Origin of the sequence: Streptomyces sp. NPDC048825, assembly GCF_043198355.1 — a bacterium.
In the GTDB taxonomy this organism is placed as follows: domain Bacteria; phylum Actinomycetota; class Actinomycetes; order Streptomycetales; family Streptomycetaceae; genus Streptomyces; species Streptomyces xiangluensis.
On the sequence record NZ_JBICUR010000018.1, the window covers coordinates 125,616 to 140,624 of the forward strand.

Sequence of the window (15,009 nt, forward strand, 5' to 3'; positions counted from 1 at the left end):
CATGGCCTCCGCGAAGACCTCCGCCAGGACGGGCCGGCTGCCTGTCCTGCCCGTGCCGCACCACGTGCGCTGGCCGCTCGGTTACGCCGCGGCCGCCCTACTGGTGTTCCTGGCCTACTACTACATGGTGCCGAGCCTCCCCGAGGGAGGCCAGCAGTTCTTCCAGACCTGGCTGCCGCTCAGCTCGGTCAACGAGGCCCTGGTCTGGGTGATCTGCGCCCTCGGCCTGAACATCGTGGTCGGCTACGCCGGCCTGCTGGACCTGGGCTTCGTCGCCTTCTGGGCGCTCGGCGGCTACACCGCGGGCTGGCTGATGTCCGGCCACTTCTACCAGGTCAACATCCACTTTCTTGGCGGCGCGCAGTCGTCCGCGGCCGGTATCCACCTCAACTTCTGGTTCGTCCTGCTGATCGGCGCCGCCTTCTGCGCCCTGTGGGGCGTGATCATCGGTGCGCCGACGCTCCGTCTGAAGAGCGACTACCTCGCCCTGGTGACGCTGGGCTTCGGCGAGATCATCCCGCAGGTCTTCACCAACGGTGGCGACCTCGGCGGCTTCAACCTCACCAATGGCGCCCAGGGCATCACCCCGGTCGACCCGATCAGCATCGGCGGGTTCACGCTCGGCCCGTTCGACCTGGTGTACAAGTTCGTGATCTTCGTCGTGATCGCGGCCGTCGTCATGTTCATCTCTCTGCGGCTGCGCGAGGGCCGCCTCGGCCGCGCCTGGCTCGCCATCCGCGAGGACGAGCTCGCCGCCAGCATGATGGGCGTACCGCTGATGCGCACCAAGCTCGCCGCGTACGCCGTCGGCGCGGTGGCCGGCGGTCTGGCCGGTGTCGCCTTCGCCACGCACGTCGGCGGCGTGCTGCCCGACCGGTTCAACTTCTCCATCTCCATCACGCTGCTCGCGATGGTCGTGCTCGGCGGCATGGGCAACGTCTGGGGTGTCACCCTCGGCGCGCTCGTCCTCGCCTGGATCAACTCCACGGGGCTGCCGCAAATAGGCAACACGATCAACGAGAACCTCGGCACCGACATCAACTTCCCCTCGTACAACTTCCTTCTCTTCGGCGGCATTCTCGTGCTGATGATGATCTACCGGCGCGAGGGCATCCTGCCCGAAGCGCGCACCAAGCTCGTGCTGCGCGAACCCAGCCGGACCGAACGCGAGGCGCTGGGCGCCGACATGGAGGAAGCGGCACCGGAGCTGGACGAGGCGCTGGAGGCCGAGGACGCCGAACTGGAGGCGGCGGCAGACGCGCCGGTCGCCGACGCGGTGGTCGCTGACGCGGTGGTCGCTGACGCGGTGGCCGCCACCGGCACCGAGGGCACCGGGGACGGGCTCGGGGAGAAGGCAGGGAACACGATATGACGACCGCCTCGCAGGAAACGCCTCAGGAGGCCGCGGCGGACGCCCCGCCGAAGCTGCGCGCCGAGCACATCACCGTGAAGTTCGGCGGCCTGGTGGCCGTCAACGACGTGAGTTTCACCATCCCCGACCGGTCGGTGGTCAGCCTCATCGGGCCCAACGGCGCGGGCAAGACGACCTTCTTCAACGTGCTCACGGGCCTGTACCGGGCCACCAGCGGCCGGGTGCTCCTCGGCGACAAGGACACCACCAACCTGGTGCCGCACCGGATCGCCGCGCTCGGCATGGCCCGTACGTTCCAGAACATCCGTCTGTTCGGCCTGATGACGGCCGAGGAGAACGTCAAGGTGGCCATGCACTCCCGGCTGAAGTCGGGGCCGTTCCACACCGTCGTACGCACCCCACGGCAGCGCCGCGAGGAACGCGAGGCCCGCGAACTCGCCCGGGAGCTGCTGGACTTCGTCGGCATCGGCAAGTTCGCCGACGAGTACGCCCGCAGCCTCTCCTACGGCGACCAGCGGCGGCTGGAGATCGCCCGGGCACTGGCACTGCAGCCCAGCATCCTTCTCCTCGACGAGCCGACGGCCGGTATGAACCCGCAGGAATCGGCCCGGTTCGTTTCCTTCGTGCACCGGCTGCGGGACGAGAAGGATCTGTCGGTCCTGCTCATCGAGCACGACATGAGCGTGGTCATGCAGCTGTCGGACCGCATCACGGTGCTCGACCGGGGCGAGAAGATCGCCGAGGGCGGCCCCGACGACATCAGGAACGACGAGCGGGTCATCGAGGCGTACCTCGGAAAGTCCGGAAGGGGCAAGAGCTCATGAGCGGCACCAGCGCAGAGGACGGCGTGACCGGCACTCGCGAGCCGATGCTGGAGCTGGACGGCATCCACGTCTACTACGGCAACATCGCCGCCGTGAAGGGCCTGTCGCTGACCGTCCACCCGGGCGAGATCGTCACCCTCATCGGGTCCAACGGCGCCGGCAAGTCCACCACCTTGCGGGCCATCTCCGGCCTGCTCCCGCTGCGACACGGCCGGATCACCTTCCAGGGCGAGGAGTTGAACGGGAAGGCGGACCACGAGGTCGTCAAGCGGGGCATCGCCCACTCCCCGGAGGGCCGGCGGATCTTCCCCCGGATGACCGTGGACGAGAACCTCGACATGGGCGCGTTCCTGCGCAAGGACAAGGAGGAGATCGCGGGGGACCGGGAGATGGTCCTCGACCTCTTCCCCCGGTTGCGGGAACGCATCAACCAGAAAGCGGGCACCATGTCGGGCGGCGAGCAGCAGATGCTCGCCGTGGGGCGGGCACTGATGGCGAAGCCGAAGCTGCTGCTGCTCGACGAGCCGTCCATGGGCCTGGCCCCCGTCCTGGTGGACGTCATCTTCGAAACCATCGCCAGGATCCGCGAGCAGGGCACCACGGTGCTGCTCGTGGAGCAGAACGCGCTGGCGGCGCTGGAGATCGCGGACCGTGCGTACGTCCTGGAGTCGGGCGCGCTGAAGCTCCACGGGCCGGCATCCGAACTGGTGGCGGACGAGGACATCGTCAACGCCTATCTCGGCGGCTGAACGGCCTCGCTGGGATGCAGCCACAGGGGCTCGGTGTGCTGTACGGCGGGCTGTCCACCGCCCTGCTCGGCATCTCGTTCGTGGCGAGCAGCACGATGTCGGACTTCCCGCATCTGGGTGGGCAGTCCGTCCGTTACGCCGCCGGGTTCCTGCTGCTGTGTCTGCTCGCCACGCGCACCGACCGGTCGCCTCTGCGGCGGCTCACGACACGGCTGTGCCTGCGGCTCGCGGTGATCGCGGCGACCGGGCTGGTCGGGATGAACGTGTCCGTACTCCAGGCCGTGCGCACCGCGGAGCCGACGGTGCCCGGGGTGGTGGTCGCCTGCTCGCCGGTGGTCGTCGCGGCCCTCACCCCTCTGGTGGAGCGGCGCCGGCCCGCCGCCCGCCCGGTTCTCGCGGCCGTGGTGGTGACGGCGGGCGCGGCGGTGGTGCAGGGCTTCGGACGTACGGACCTGGCCGGTGTGCTCTGGTCGGTGGCGGCCCTGGCCGGCGAGGTGACCGTGATGCTGCTGATCGCCCCCGCCGTGCGGGCGCTGGGCCCGATGCTGCTCTCCGTGTGCGTGTGCCTGCTGGCGGCGGTGGAGGCCGGCGCCGCGGGGCTTCTCCTCGACGGCAGCGGCTGGCTGCGCACGCCCACCGGGGTGGAGGCGGCGGCGCTCGCCTGGCAGGCGGTCATGGTGACGGCGGTGTGCTTCCTGCTGTGGTTCGCCGCCGTGCAGCGGATCGGGGCCCAACGGATGGCGCTGCTCACCGGTGTGGCCCCGGTCGCCGCGGCCCTCACCGCGCCCCTGGTGGGCACGGGCGCCTTCGGCCTCGCGCAGCTGGGCGGAAGCCTGCTGGTCGCGGTGGGCGTGGCGCTCGGCTCGTCCGGCGCCACCTCACGGCCGGCTGCCGCCTCGCGAACTGCGTTGCCCACAGCGGACTCTGACACCCCGTCCGACGTCTCTGGAAAATAAGATCACGTTAACGCGGCTCCGCAACTCTTTCCTCACAGGCCAGGCAAAGAGTACGTTCCCCTCGCCGCCCCCCGCGCCTTCTTCACTCTCAGACCAAGGAGAGCCATGGGAAGAGCCATGGGCAGAGCGAGATCCCGCGTACGCGTCGCGAGTTGTCTCGCCGCAGTGGGCCTCGTCGCCGGTACCTTCGCCGGTTTCGCCCACGCACATGACGGTGTCTCCGCCGACGACGGCGGTATCGACAACGCCAAGGCCACGCACGATCACCACAGCCACCAGCACGGTGGTGACGAGGGCCACCTACCGGCCGGAAGTGACAACGTCCGTCTCGTCAGCAAACTCGGCCTGAAGAACGTCGAGCCCGAGAAGATCGCCGACGTCGGAGTGTTCAAGGGACACGCCTATCTCGCCGCCTGGGGCGGCGCGACCTGCAAGTACAACGGCGTGCACGTCGTGGACATCCGCAAGCCGGCCACGCCCAAAGAGGTCGCCTTCATCCAGGCGAAGGAGGGCAGTGCCCCGGGCGAGGGCATCCAGACCCTGCACATCGACACCCCGTACTTCAACGGGGACGTGCTGGTCAGCAACAACGAGAAGTGCAAGGAGACCGCCGGCTTCGGCGGGATGAACATCTACGACGTCAGCGATCCGGCCCACCCCATCCCGCTCGCAGAGGGCGTCGGCGACAAGACGGTCATGGGTCAGGGCAAGAAGGACGCCAACGAGATCCACAGCGTCTACGCCTGGGACGCGGGCAGCAAGGCGTACGCCGTCATCGTCGACAACGAAGAGGGCCCGGACGTCGACATCGTCGACATCACCAATCCCAAGAAGGCCAAGGTCATCGCCGAGTACGACCTCGACGAGGCGTTCCCGCAGATCGTCCAGGGCGCCCCCGCCAACCTCAGCGAGATCTTCCTGCACGACATGGTCGTCAAGGAGATCGGCGGCCGGCAGATCATGCTCGCCTCCTACTGGGACGGCGGGTACGTCACCCTCGACGTGACCGACCCGACCAAGGCCACCTACCTCGGCGACACCGACTTCGCCGCACTGGACCCCGAGGCCCTGGAGAGCGGGTTCGAGGTCGCGCCGGAAGGCAACGCCCACCAGGCCGAGTTCACCCTCGACAACAAGTACGTCGTCGGCGCCGACGAGGACTTCGGGCCGTACGCCCTCACCGCCCGCAACCTCACCGACGGCACCGAACTGACGGCGAGCCAGGGCAGCAACACCACGCGCCTGGAAGAGGGGCAGACCATCACCGGCGACTCGGTCTTCGCGGGCCGGGCCTGCCCCGGCGACCCGGCGGTCCCGGCCGGCGACCCGAACGCCGTGGACGTCGCCGTCGTCGAGCGCGGCGTGTGCACCTTCACCGAGAAGGTCGCGAGCGTCATCGCGGCGGGCGGCTACGACGCCGTACTCATCTTCAACCGCACCGGCACGGACGCCTGCGACCAGACGCTCGGCATGAGCGTCGAGGGAGACATCCCGGCCTTCGGTGTCGCACCGCGCGGCCAGGGCTTCGCCATCTTCGGCCAGGCCTACGACGACGCGGCCTGCCTCGCCGGAACGGGCCCCGAGCAGCTGCCGGTTGCGCTCGGCACCAAGGGCGACCGGCTGACCTTCTCGTCGTACTTCGACGGCTGGGGCTACGCGCACCTCTACCGCAACGAGAGCGGCAAGCTCACCGAGCTGGACACCTACGCCGTTCCCGAGGCCCACGACGCCGCCCACGCGTCGGGATCCGGCGACCTCTCCATCCATGAGGTGGCCGTCTCCGAAATGCGGGCCGACCTGCTCTACTTCTCGTACTACGCGGCCGGGCTGCGCGTCGCGAAGATCGTCGACGACGAGATCGTCGAGGTGGGTCACTACATCGACGAGGGCGGCAACAACTTCTGGGGCGCCCAGGTCTTCGAGTCCGGCGGCAAGGAGTACGTCGCCGCCTCCGACCGCGACCACGGGCTCTACATCTTCGAGTACACCGGAGGGCTGTGAGCAGCGGACGCGGTCCGCGACGGGACCGCTGACAACGCGGGCCGCGCCCTCGGGCGCGGCCCGCGCGTCCGTGCCGCCTCGAACACGATCCGCGGTGGATCCCCCTACCGCAGACGCCCCCTACCGCTGGCGTCCCCTCTTCGCCTCCATGGCCGCGCGCCCTTCCGCTCCCTTCCGTTTCCACTCGCGCCGGAGCTCCGCCCGCAACCGCGCATCGGTCTTGGCCACGATCCGCTGGTTCTCCCGGAACAACTTCCGGTAGCTGTCGAGGCGCCGCTCCGGCAGCGCACCCGACTCGACCGCGGCGAGGACCGCGCACCCCGGCTCCGCGATGTGCGCGCAGTCGTGGAAGCGGCACTCGGCGGCCAGTTCCTCGATCTCCGAGAAGACCTGGCCGACCCCGGTCCCGGCGTCCCAGAGGCCGACGCCGCGCAGCCCCGGGGTGTCGATGAGCACCCCGCCGCCGGGCAGCGCGAGCAGGTTGCGCGTCGTCGTGGTGTGGCGGCCCTTGCCGTCCAGGTCACGCGTCGCCTGGACCTCCATTACCTCCTCGCCGAGCAACGCGTTGGCGAGCGTCGACTTGCCCGCGCCGGACTGCCCGAGCAGTACGGACGTGCCGCCGGACACCACCGCCGCGAGGACGTCCAGTCCGTCCCCGAACGTGGCGCTGACCGGCAGCACCGGCACCCCCGGCGCGCTCGTCTCCACGTCCTGCACGAGGTGCCCGAGCGTCACCGCGTCCGGCACCAGGTCCGCCTTGGTCAGCACGACCACCGGCTGCGCACCGGACTCCCAGGCGAGCGCGAGGAACCGTTCGACGCGGCCGAGGTCGAGCTCCGCGGCGAGCGAGACGGCGACGACGGCATGGTCGACGTTGGCCGCGAGGATCTGCCCCTCGGACCGCTTGGAGGAGGTGGAGCGCACGAAGGCGGTACGGCGCGGCAGATACGTCCGTACGTAGCGGGGGTTGCCCGCGGGTTCGACGGCGACCCAGTCGCCGGTGCAGACGACGCGCAGCGGGTCGTGCGGTGTCACGAACGCGGTGTCGGCGCGCATGATCCCGTCGGCGGTGACCACGTCGCACTGTCCCCGGTCGACCCGGATCACCCGCCCGGCCACGAGCCCTTCGGCGTCGTACAGGTCGAACTCGTCCGCCCACGCCTGGTCCCAGCCGTATGGAGCCAATGCCGAGAAGACAGCAGACGAAGAAGCAGAAGAAAAGGAAGTCAAGGGAAACCCTTCACAAGGGCGGCCCCGGCACACGCGCACAGGCGCGGGAGAAGAAAGAGGTCAGCCGGAGGCCACGGAGGTGGAATGGATGAACTTCCGGATGCGGGCAGCGCCCATCTCAACGACAGCCATCGGTCACACCTCCCCAACCAAGCCAAGTACCCACGGCGACCGCCGGTCGCCGCTCGAACAGCACCGACCTTAGAGGTGCCCGGGCCACGAGGCCATCGAATTACGACAACGCGTTCAGCAATGCGTACTTCGCCGACCGAGAAACCCGGCGCCAAGGCAAGTTCGCCAACGCGCGGCAACGACGCCCCCACCACGTCACACCGTCACTCTCAATGGGGAAATCGAGTTTCTGGAACCCACGTGTTTTACGCCGCAGGCCCGGGAAGCGTCACCTCGACCCTCAGCCCGGCGTGATCCGACAGGAATGTGCTGCGCCCGTCCGCCAGTCGAACCCGGTCCGTGAACAACAGCGAGGTCGCGGTGACCGGAGGACGTTCGGGATCGCCCGCGACCAGCACGTAGTCGATGCGGTGCGCCTGCTTGCCGCTGGGCAGGAGTTCGGAGTGGTAGGTCGGCCGGCCCGACCCGGCGAACGCGTCTCGCCACGCGCCTCCGTCCACCACCATCGGGTAGAGCGGACTGTCGCTGGAGACGTTGAAGTCGCCGCAGGCGACCGCGAGTTCCGTATCGGGACGACGGGCCCGCCGGAGCGTTCGGTGGAACATCTGAAGTTGCGTTCGCTGGAAGGCATGGTGCCGGTTGCCGGCTGTCCAGTCACCGTCCCTGTTGGCACTCAGATGGACGTTCCCGAGGACCGTCCGGCGTCCCGTGAGTTCGAAGGTCAGCACTCCCTGGAGACCGCTTCCGATCGCCACGGCACTCCGGAAGAGCACCCCGCCCGCCCGAGGGCGCGCGCCGCGGAACGACACGTACGACACCGACCGGACAGGCAGCCGGGAGAACGACACCAGGCCCCCGGCCGGCTGACCGGCCACGCCACCCCTGACGGCGACGAACGGGAACGACCGCAACCGGCTGCGCAGCACCCGGAGCAGGCCAGGAGTCCAGACCTCCTGAAGGTTCACGATGCCGGCATCCGACGCTTCGAGCACCGAGCAGAACTCGACCGCCCGCTCCTTCACCGACGGCAGCGCGGACGACAGCCCGCAGCACACGTTGAGCGATATCACTCCGGTCGTCACTGGCCCCCCGTTCCTTCCCCGCCAGGGTGTTGTCTCACGTTTCGCCGCGCAGCGTGACCGTGAAGCTCCGTCCGTACGCGTGGTGGGTGTCGAAGTCCAGCCGGGTTCCGCCGTGGGTCGCGCGCACGCGTACCCCGTCGTCCGATGTGACCTCTCGCAGTGGCCGGCCGGGGAGCAGGACAGTGACCGTGTCCCGGTGCATCGTCGGGTCGGACACGGCGACGGTGGTCAGGCTGCCCCTGGCTCCTCGCCGTTCGCGTCGCACGATCACCGAGGCAGGTCCGTCGATGCGCATACGCATCCCGGGGGCCTCGTGGCGGCCGGGTGTGAAGCTGTTGGCGGCCGTCAGGCCGAGGCCGGTGTGGGTGACGGCCTGCAGGCGTGAGGTGTTCGACAGGACCTTCAGCGGCCCGTCGTGAAGGTACGAACGCAGGCCGGTCTCCGCCGCATTCGGCACCAACGCGCAGGCCAGGCGGGTTGGCCGGGCTCCAGGAGCATGGTCGACCGTGACGCCGAAGACACTGCGGGTCACAGCGGTGTCCGGGTTCGAGGTGCGGACCACCCGGCGGCTGCGGGTGACCCTGTCCAGGGCGACCCTCACCGGCGGGGTGTCGAGGAAGACATAGCCGACGGCGGTCCGCTGCGTGGCATTGGCGTAGCGCAGCCAGTGCAGGTCTCCGATGCCCGTGCCGGCCCAGGGACGGCCGTCGCGGAGCATCCCGACAACGGAGACCTGATCGTCCGGTGCGGCGGTACGGGCGTCGACCGTCGTGGTCACGGCCCGCCCGGCGCTGTCGCCGACCCCGGCCGCGAGCACCACGATCTCCTCGTCGAGGAGGAACCACGACTTGGTCGCCCTCGCATTGCGGTAGACGACGAAGTCGTCCGGCAGCAGGCCCGCGCCCTTGTCGCGGTACGCGACGTCGTCGGACTGCACCATCCCGGCCGCGCCGTACGCCCCGAGGACGGCGCCGCCGGAGTGCCGATTGGTGCCACGCGGGAAGTAGACGTACTTGTTCTGCGACTCGGACGACGAGGTGAAGTTCAGTGGGTGGCCGGGGTTGTCGTAGTACGGCTTCCCGTACAGCTCAGGAATCGTCTGCCGCCGCTCGGCCGGCGCGGTGACACCGGCGAGGCCGTACGGCGAGACCGTGGTGAAGTAGTCGACGCCGTACGCCTGGGTCTGGTCCTGTCCGGAGAGGTAGAGGTAGTACGCGCCGTCGCCCTGGAACCAGGGCATGAGGTTCTCGCCGTTCATGTACTCGTACTTGCTGATCCTCTCGGAGCTGCGAGCGAGCGCGAAGGCGTACCCCGATCTGCGGTGCACGGTCCTGTCCATGGCGTTGAAGGCGACGCTGCGCGAGGCGGGGCTGAGGTCCGCGGGCGGGACACCGGCGTCGCCGATGATGTCGGCGTAGCGCACGATGCTGACCGGGGAGACGAAGCCGGCCGGATCGAGGGTGGTGGGCGAGGTCGACCGGACGTACTTGACGTAACTCTTCAGGGCGGTGGCATCGGCGCCGGTCGCGAGCGAGGAGAGGTCGACGACGGCCTCGACGAGCACCGCGACATCGGTGTAGCCGGTGTCCGTCCGCGCGACCGCCCTCCCCTTGACGATCTCCATCATCCAGCCCTCGAAGATCAGCGGTGCAAAGCCGTCCTTCACCCAGCCGTGCACGGTCGGCACCAGTTCCCCGCCGTGCGCGAAGCCCGTACCGTGGAGGATCTTGAGGGCCTGGACGACACGGGTCAGCAGGGCCTTGCCGTAGGAGCCGGTGTAGGCGACAGAAGCGTGCTGAATGAAGGATCCGTCGGCGTAATGACCGTCCGTGACACCGTGGTTGAGGTGGTACGGGTCGATGGTGACGAAGACCGTCAGCTGGTCGGTGAGGGCCTTGCGGATACGGGTGGCGTCGCCGAGGAGCGCGCCCTGCAGGATCCGGTTGGTGGTGATGTCGGCGAGGTTGGCACCGGTGTGGAAGCGCGAGTCGAGGTTCACGTCCCCGTCGACGCCGTTGCGGAGGTAGGCGTCCATCGAGGCGACGTAGGTGCGGATGAGGTCGGGGCGGTACTCCTCCACCTCGTCGGAGAGCAGCGCCAGGGTCTTGCTGATGTGCTGGGAGAGACCGATCTCCCAGTGGAACCAGTTGCCGTAGTAGCCCCTGGACTGGTCGCCGTAGTAGCGCGCGTACAGCCAGACGAGACCGTCGATCACCCGGCGCTGCACGGCGGTGTTCTCGTACAGATCCGCGGAGGCGCCGCCCGGTGTGCGGGTGGCGAGGGCGATCTCGTACAGCCGCCGGAACGCGGTGTTGAGGTTGGCCTCGTCGGTGCCGAGCACCAGTCCGGCGAAGAGCTCGCCCGCTCCCGCCGCATCCATCAACGTCAGGTTCGTCCGCGCGGCAGTGTCGATGGCGGCGAGCTTGGCGATCGTCTCCGGCCGGGCGTTGGACTCGGCGGTCCCGGCGAACACCGCCACGGTGTTGGCCAGCAGACGCGCGCTGCCTGCGACGACCTCGGCGGCGCTCGCCGGATCCGAGGGGATCACCGGCAGAAGACCGGCGGCTGACAGTGCGGACAACAGCTCTCTGCGGGTGATCTCCATGGTGTCCTCCGCCGCTGAATTGGCGTCCTGGCGGGCCGGAGTCAAGCGGACCCGGCAGCCGAGGGCAAGTGGGCCGGCGTCCGGCGCGCGAGGTCAACCGGCGGCCCGTCGCGCACGACATCGCCAGGACGCGCAGCCGCATGAGCAGCCGTCCAGACCGGCCCAGCGGGCCCGAGGTCGCTCCGGAGCAGGCCTTCAGCTCGCGTGCGTGCAGTCGTGCCCGTTCAACGTGACGTCGTACGGCGCCGAGTTCTCGCCCTCCCACGACGCGAGGAAGCCGACCGCGAGTCTGCCGCCGGCGGGTACGACCTTGTTGTAGTCGGCGGCGGTGGCGGTCACCCTGGAGCCGTCCTGGTCGACCTTGCCGTCCCACATCTGGGTGATCCGCTGGCCGTCGCGGAACCTCCAGCCGACGCGCCAGTCGTCGAGGGCCTTGGTGGAGGTGACGGTGACGGTGGCCTGGAAGCCGTCCGGCCACTGGTTGACCAGGTCGTAATTGGCCTTGCAGTAGGCGGGCTTCGTGGGCTCGGGGTCGTCGTCGGGTTCGTGGGAGGCCGTTGCCTCGCCCTGAGGCTTCTGGCCCTTGTCTGAGTCCTCGTCGTTCTCGTCGTTCTCGTCGTTCTCGTCGCCATCCGAGCCCGACCCGGAGTTCGAGGCGTCGGAGTCCGAGGGCTCCGGAGCGGGGGACGTGGTGGCGGACGGCAGGGCGTCCGCCGGGGGCACCTGGTCCCCCACCGGCTGCCGGCCCGACGCCGACTCGTCCTGTGCGACGGGTTCGCCGTCGGAGTCGAAGGCCCCCAGCGAGACCACGAGCGCGAGCATGGACACGATGACGGCTGCGACCAGCAGCCCGGCGCGCCCGATCCGGGCCTTGGCCTCCTCGGGATCCGGCGGCGCCGCCACCTCGTCCGGGTCCGCGCTCGACCGGCTGAGCCCCGACTCCACGGCTCTGCGCCGCCGTTCCAGATACGCGAGTCCGCCCCAGCCGAGCACGCCACCCGCGAGAGCCGCGGGCACCCCGCCACCGCCGGGCCGCAGACAGGCGGCGGCCTCCGCGCACTCGACGCAGCGCGCCAGGTGACGGGAGAGGTCCTCCGGGGTGTCGGCGCCGGGCGAGCGGGTGACCGCGTCGAGGAGCCGGGCGTAGCTGCGGCACTCTGCGTCGAGCGGGGTGTCGAGATGGTTGCGGTGGCAGCGGTCGCGGAACACGCGGCGCACCTGGGCGAGTTCCTCGGAGGCGCCCTCCGGATCCAGGCCGAGTCGGCCGGTCACGGCGGGCAGTGGTATCGCCTCGACCTCGGCCAGCCAGAGCAGCGCCGCGTCCGCTTCCTGCATGTCCCTGAGCGCGCGCAGTGCGAGCGGCCGTTGCAGTGGCGGTCCCGAATAGCGTTCCGCCTTCTCGGAGTTGAGCCACAGCCGCAGATCGGGGTCGAGGCGGTCCCCTTGGCCCTGCGATTCCCAGCGGGCAGCCGTTTGGCGTACGGAGGTCAGTAACGTCGGGATTCGGGGCAGCCGGGGCGTCCGCGACCGGCGCCCGAAGCTCTTGCCGCCACTGTCCTCGGTGGCGCGCACCTCACGTATGCCATGGGAGAACGCCTCGGAAGCCAGCTGGCGGGCGCCGGAGGAACCGGCGGTGCACAGATCGGCGTACGACAGCACCGCGTCCCAGCACTCCGAGAACAGCGTGGCCTCAGCGGCGTCTTGAGGGGTCGGCAGGTCAGGCATGGGCGGGGACTTCACCTGCATCCGAGAAAGAGGGGAGTCAACTCAAGAAGGCAATACGGCAGTTGAGCGGGGACAACTCAAGGGGGACCAGAGTTTTTCACGCGACCCGCACAACTGACAAGCGTCACTTGCATATGCGGTTACCTCTGGTGCCGCAGAAGCCCCGTCCCCATCAACGCAAATCCTCGCTCCACCAGCGCGAACACGTCCCTCGTGGCCCTCCCACGCACTCCTCCCTCACACCCGTCTCTCAGACCCGTCCCTCACACCGCGGACGCCTCCTCGTTCGCCGGCAGACTGTCCATGAACGAGCTCACCGAGAAGACCGCGTTCCCCGGCCCGGGCGGGCCGTATCCGGGAGGCGAGGACAGCCCGAAGTCCTCCATGGTCGAGCGGTACGCCTCGAGCAACCGGATGTGGTACTCCAGCGGCGCACCCTGCGGATTGGCCTTGCCCAGCGGTGTCGTCGGCTCGGGGCACCAGGTGGTGAACCGCGGCGTGATGCCGTGCGACATGAAGAACCGCAGGCCCTCGGTCGTCGACTCGATCGCCTCGTCGACCGTCGTGAAGCCGAAGGGCTCGGCCATCTCCACGCCCGCGACGAAGTTGGGGATGACATTGCGGGCGCCGAAGATCTCCGCCGAGTCGAGGATGCGCTTGTGCCACTCGTCGCGGCCTACGTAACGCTCCTTGCCGGGGCAGTACAGCTCGAAGAGACGGCGGTCCCACACCTCGTAGTTCGGGTGGTAGATCTGCACGCCGTAGTCCTTGAAGCGCTGTACGTCGTCACGCGGCAGCGCCTGCGCGACGACCTTGCCGATCCACCGCCCCGGGAAGCGCTCCTCGATGGCCTTGGCGTAGTGCCCGTAGAAATCGGCCTCGTCGCGGCCCGCGACCTTCGAGGTGATCGCACCACCGGTCAGCGTGTACGCGGTGGACGCTTGGGCGGTGTCGTACCGGTCGATGATCTCCAGTGCTTCAAGGACCTCCTCGACGTCCTTCACACCGGTGTACGGGCGCCCCGCCGCCTTGTGCTGGCGCCAGTTGTGGTTGATGTCGCAGTACTGGCACTCCTCCTTGGCGCCGAAGTACTGGCAGACCCGGAAGACCGTGAGATAGATCAGGTAGCCCCACTGGATCGTCGGGGCCACCTCCATCACGGACTTCCCGCTCGCGAGCGTGTGCCGGTAGTACTCCGGCATCGGCGGCACCCCGACGTCCGAGATCCGCTTCCCGTCGAGATAGAGCCCGAGCACACCGTCCTCGCCTGCGGCGACCCGGTACGGCGAGGAGGGATTGACGCGCACGGACACGACGGTCCGCCGCAGGTCGTACGGGCCGCCGGTGAGGATGATCTCCTCGGGCGGACGCCTGAGCGCGGCTTCGCCGAGCTCGGGCAGCGTGCCGTGGTCGAAGGAGAAGATGAAGTACGACTTCGGCTTGACGTCCCCGTCCTCATTGTCACTGAGCGCCGAGTCGTCGAAGGCCACTCCCCCGCGCAGCAGGTCCTCCTTGAAGACGGCCTCCCGTGGCACATGCGGGAACCGCTCCATCAGATCCTCGACCAGTCCGGTACGGCTGCCCATCCCGACCTCCTCGCTCCGTGCACTTCCGGCTCGTGTGCTCGGCTCCTCACGGTATGCCCCTGCCTGCGGAGCTGCGGTGCCGGGGCCTTGATTCTCCTCTCGCCTCTGGACACGGCCACGGCCGTAGAGCAGTGGCCGGACACCCGTCTGACTGATGACCCGATACGAGGGATCGACGACTGACCTCGCGCTTCTCCCCCGCCCCCGCCGCCATCCGGTCTCCCCCTCCCACGCACCGACCGGGTGGCGGCGGCCCGCTCGGGGGCGGGTGCCGGACGGCGGTGTTACGGGCACGGCCAACCCCGATGTGCGGGGTGCCGTCCGGGCCTCCAGGGGCCGTACAGGGGACTTCGGGGGCCAGAGCGCGCGACCCCCTCGACCCGGATACGGCACGGGAGTTGCGTGACGAGACCCTGCCGACCGAGCCCGCCAAAACGGCTCACATCTCCTCGATGTGCGGGCCGAAGTTCTTGCTCGATGAAGATTAGCGAAAGCATCACGGAGCGGTTCGGTGGTGACGCGGCTGAGGGGGCGTCGCCAGAGGAGATCGCTGAGGGGATGCTCCAGAAGTCGAAGAAGTTCGCGGCTAGCGGGAACCGGGGTGTACCTGCCGATCGCGGACTGAGCCTCACCTGAGGCAGTCCGTGCCCCGGCTGGCCTCAAGCTCGGTTGGGGAGCATGGACGGCGGGTGTTGCTCGCTGGCTGGTGATCAAGTGGTCCCCGGTTTGGAGGGTTCCGGCCTTGGG

General features: G+C 69.2%; 10 protein-coding genes and 1 pseudogene. 6 read left to right on the plus strand and 5 right to left on the minus strand.

Annotation, left to right across the window (positions count from 1 at the left end):
* Position 1 precedes the first annotated feature (1 nt).
* The 5 genes from ACGFNK_RS35330 (at position 2) to ACGFNK_RS35350 (ending at position 5,902) form a co-directional block, all read left to right on the plus strand.
* The gene (locus ACGFNK_RS35330) at positions 2–1,372 is read left to right on the plus strand and encodes a branched-chain amino acid ABC transporter permease (protein ID WP_393422572.1); all 1,371 of its coding nucleotides are present in this window, start codon (positions 2–4) and stop codon (positions 1,370–1,372) included.
* Complete coding sequence (locus tag ACGFNK_RS35335; protein WP_393422574.1) at positions 1,369–2,196, plus strand: ABC transporter ATP-binding protein; 828 nt, start codon at positions 1,369–1,371, stop codon at positions 2,194–2,196. The genes ACGFNK_RS35330 and ACGFNK_RS35335 overlap by 4 nt, the downstream gene beginning before the upstream one ends.
* Positions 2,193–2,945 carry an ABC transporter ATP-binding protein gene (locus tag ACGFNK_RS35340; protein ID WP_393422576.1) on the plus strand — a complete coding sequence of 251 codons (753 nt, stop codon included), beginning with the start codon at positions 2,193–2,195 and terminating at the stop codon, positions 2,943–2,945. The genes ACGFNK_RS35335 and ACGFNK_RS35340 overlap by 4 nt, the downstream gene beginning before the upstream one ends.
* A gap of 14 nt (positions 2,946–2,959) precedes the next feature.
* Positions 2,960–3,901: a DMT family transporter gene (locus ACGFNK_RS35345; RefSeq protein ID WP_393422578.1), complete on the plus strand. Its 942-nt coding sequence runs from the start codon at positions 2,960–2,962 to the stop codon at positions 3,899–3,901.
* 117 nt (positions 3,902–4,018) lie between these two features.
* Positions 4,019–5,902: a PA domain-containing protein gene (locus ACGFNK_RS35350; protein ID WP_393422580.1), complete on the plus strand. Its 1,884-nt coding sequence runs from the start codon at positions 4,019–4,021 to the stop codon at positions 5,900–5,902.
* 120 nt (positions 5,903–6,022) lie between these two features.
* On the opposite strand, the gene rsgA is transcribed toward ACGFNK_RS35350, so the two are convergent.
* The 5 genes from rsgA to ACGFNK_RS35375 all read right to left on the minus strand — a co-directional run bounded on the left by rsgA (position 6,023) and on the right by ACGFNK_RS35375 (position 14,262).
* The gene (gene rsgA, locus ACGFNK_RS35355) at positions 6,023–7,087 is read right to left on the minus strand and encodes a ribosome small subunit-dependent GTPase A (protein WP_393422582.1); all 1,065 of its coding nucleotides are present in this window, start codon (positions 7,085–7,087) and stop codon (positions 6,023–6,025) included.
* Positions 7,088–7,509: 422 nt separating this feature from the next.
* Positions 7,510–8,346 carry an endonuclease/exonuclease/phosphatase family protein gene (locus ACGFNK_RS35360; RefSeq protein ID WP_393422584.1) on the minus strand — a complete coding sequence of 279 codons (837 nt, stop codon included), beginning with the start codon at positions 8,344–8,346 and terminating at the stop codon, positions 7,510–7,512.
* A gap of 34 nt (positions 8,347–8,380) precedes the next feature.
* Entirely contained in the window at positions 8,381–10,951 is a 2,571-nt protein-coding gene (locus ACGFNK_RS35365; RefSeq protein ID WP_393422586.1) for a polysaccharide lyase family 8 super-sandwich domain-containing protein, read from the minus strand.
* A gap of 195 nt (positions 10,952–11,146) precedes the next feature.
* The gene (locus ACGFNK_RS35370) at positions 11,147–12,676 is read right to left on the minus strand and encodes a cellulose binding domain-containing protein (RefSeq protein ID WP_393422588.1); all 1,530 of its coding nucleotides are present in this window, start codon (positions 12,674–12,676) and stop codon (positions 11,147–11,149) included.
* Between the two features lie 263 nt (positions 12,677–12,939).
* Positions 12,940–14,262: a radical SAM protein gene (locus ACGFNK_RS35375; protein ID WP_393422590.1), complete on the minus strand. Its 1,323-nt coding sequence runs from the start codon at positions 14,260–14,262 to the stop codon at positions 12,940–12,942.
* A 374-nt stretch (positions 14,263–14,636) separates the two neighbouring features.
* Between ACGFNK_RS35375 and ACGFNK_RS35380 the strand changes: the two are divergent.
* Positions 14,637–14,887 (plus strand): annotated as a pseudogene (locus tag ACGFNK_RS35380) (phosphomethylpyrimidine synthase ThiC); the annotation flags it as partial.
* Positions 14,888–15,009 lie beyond the last annotated feature (122 nt).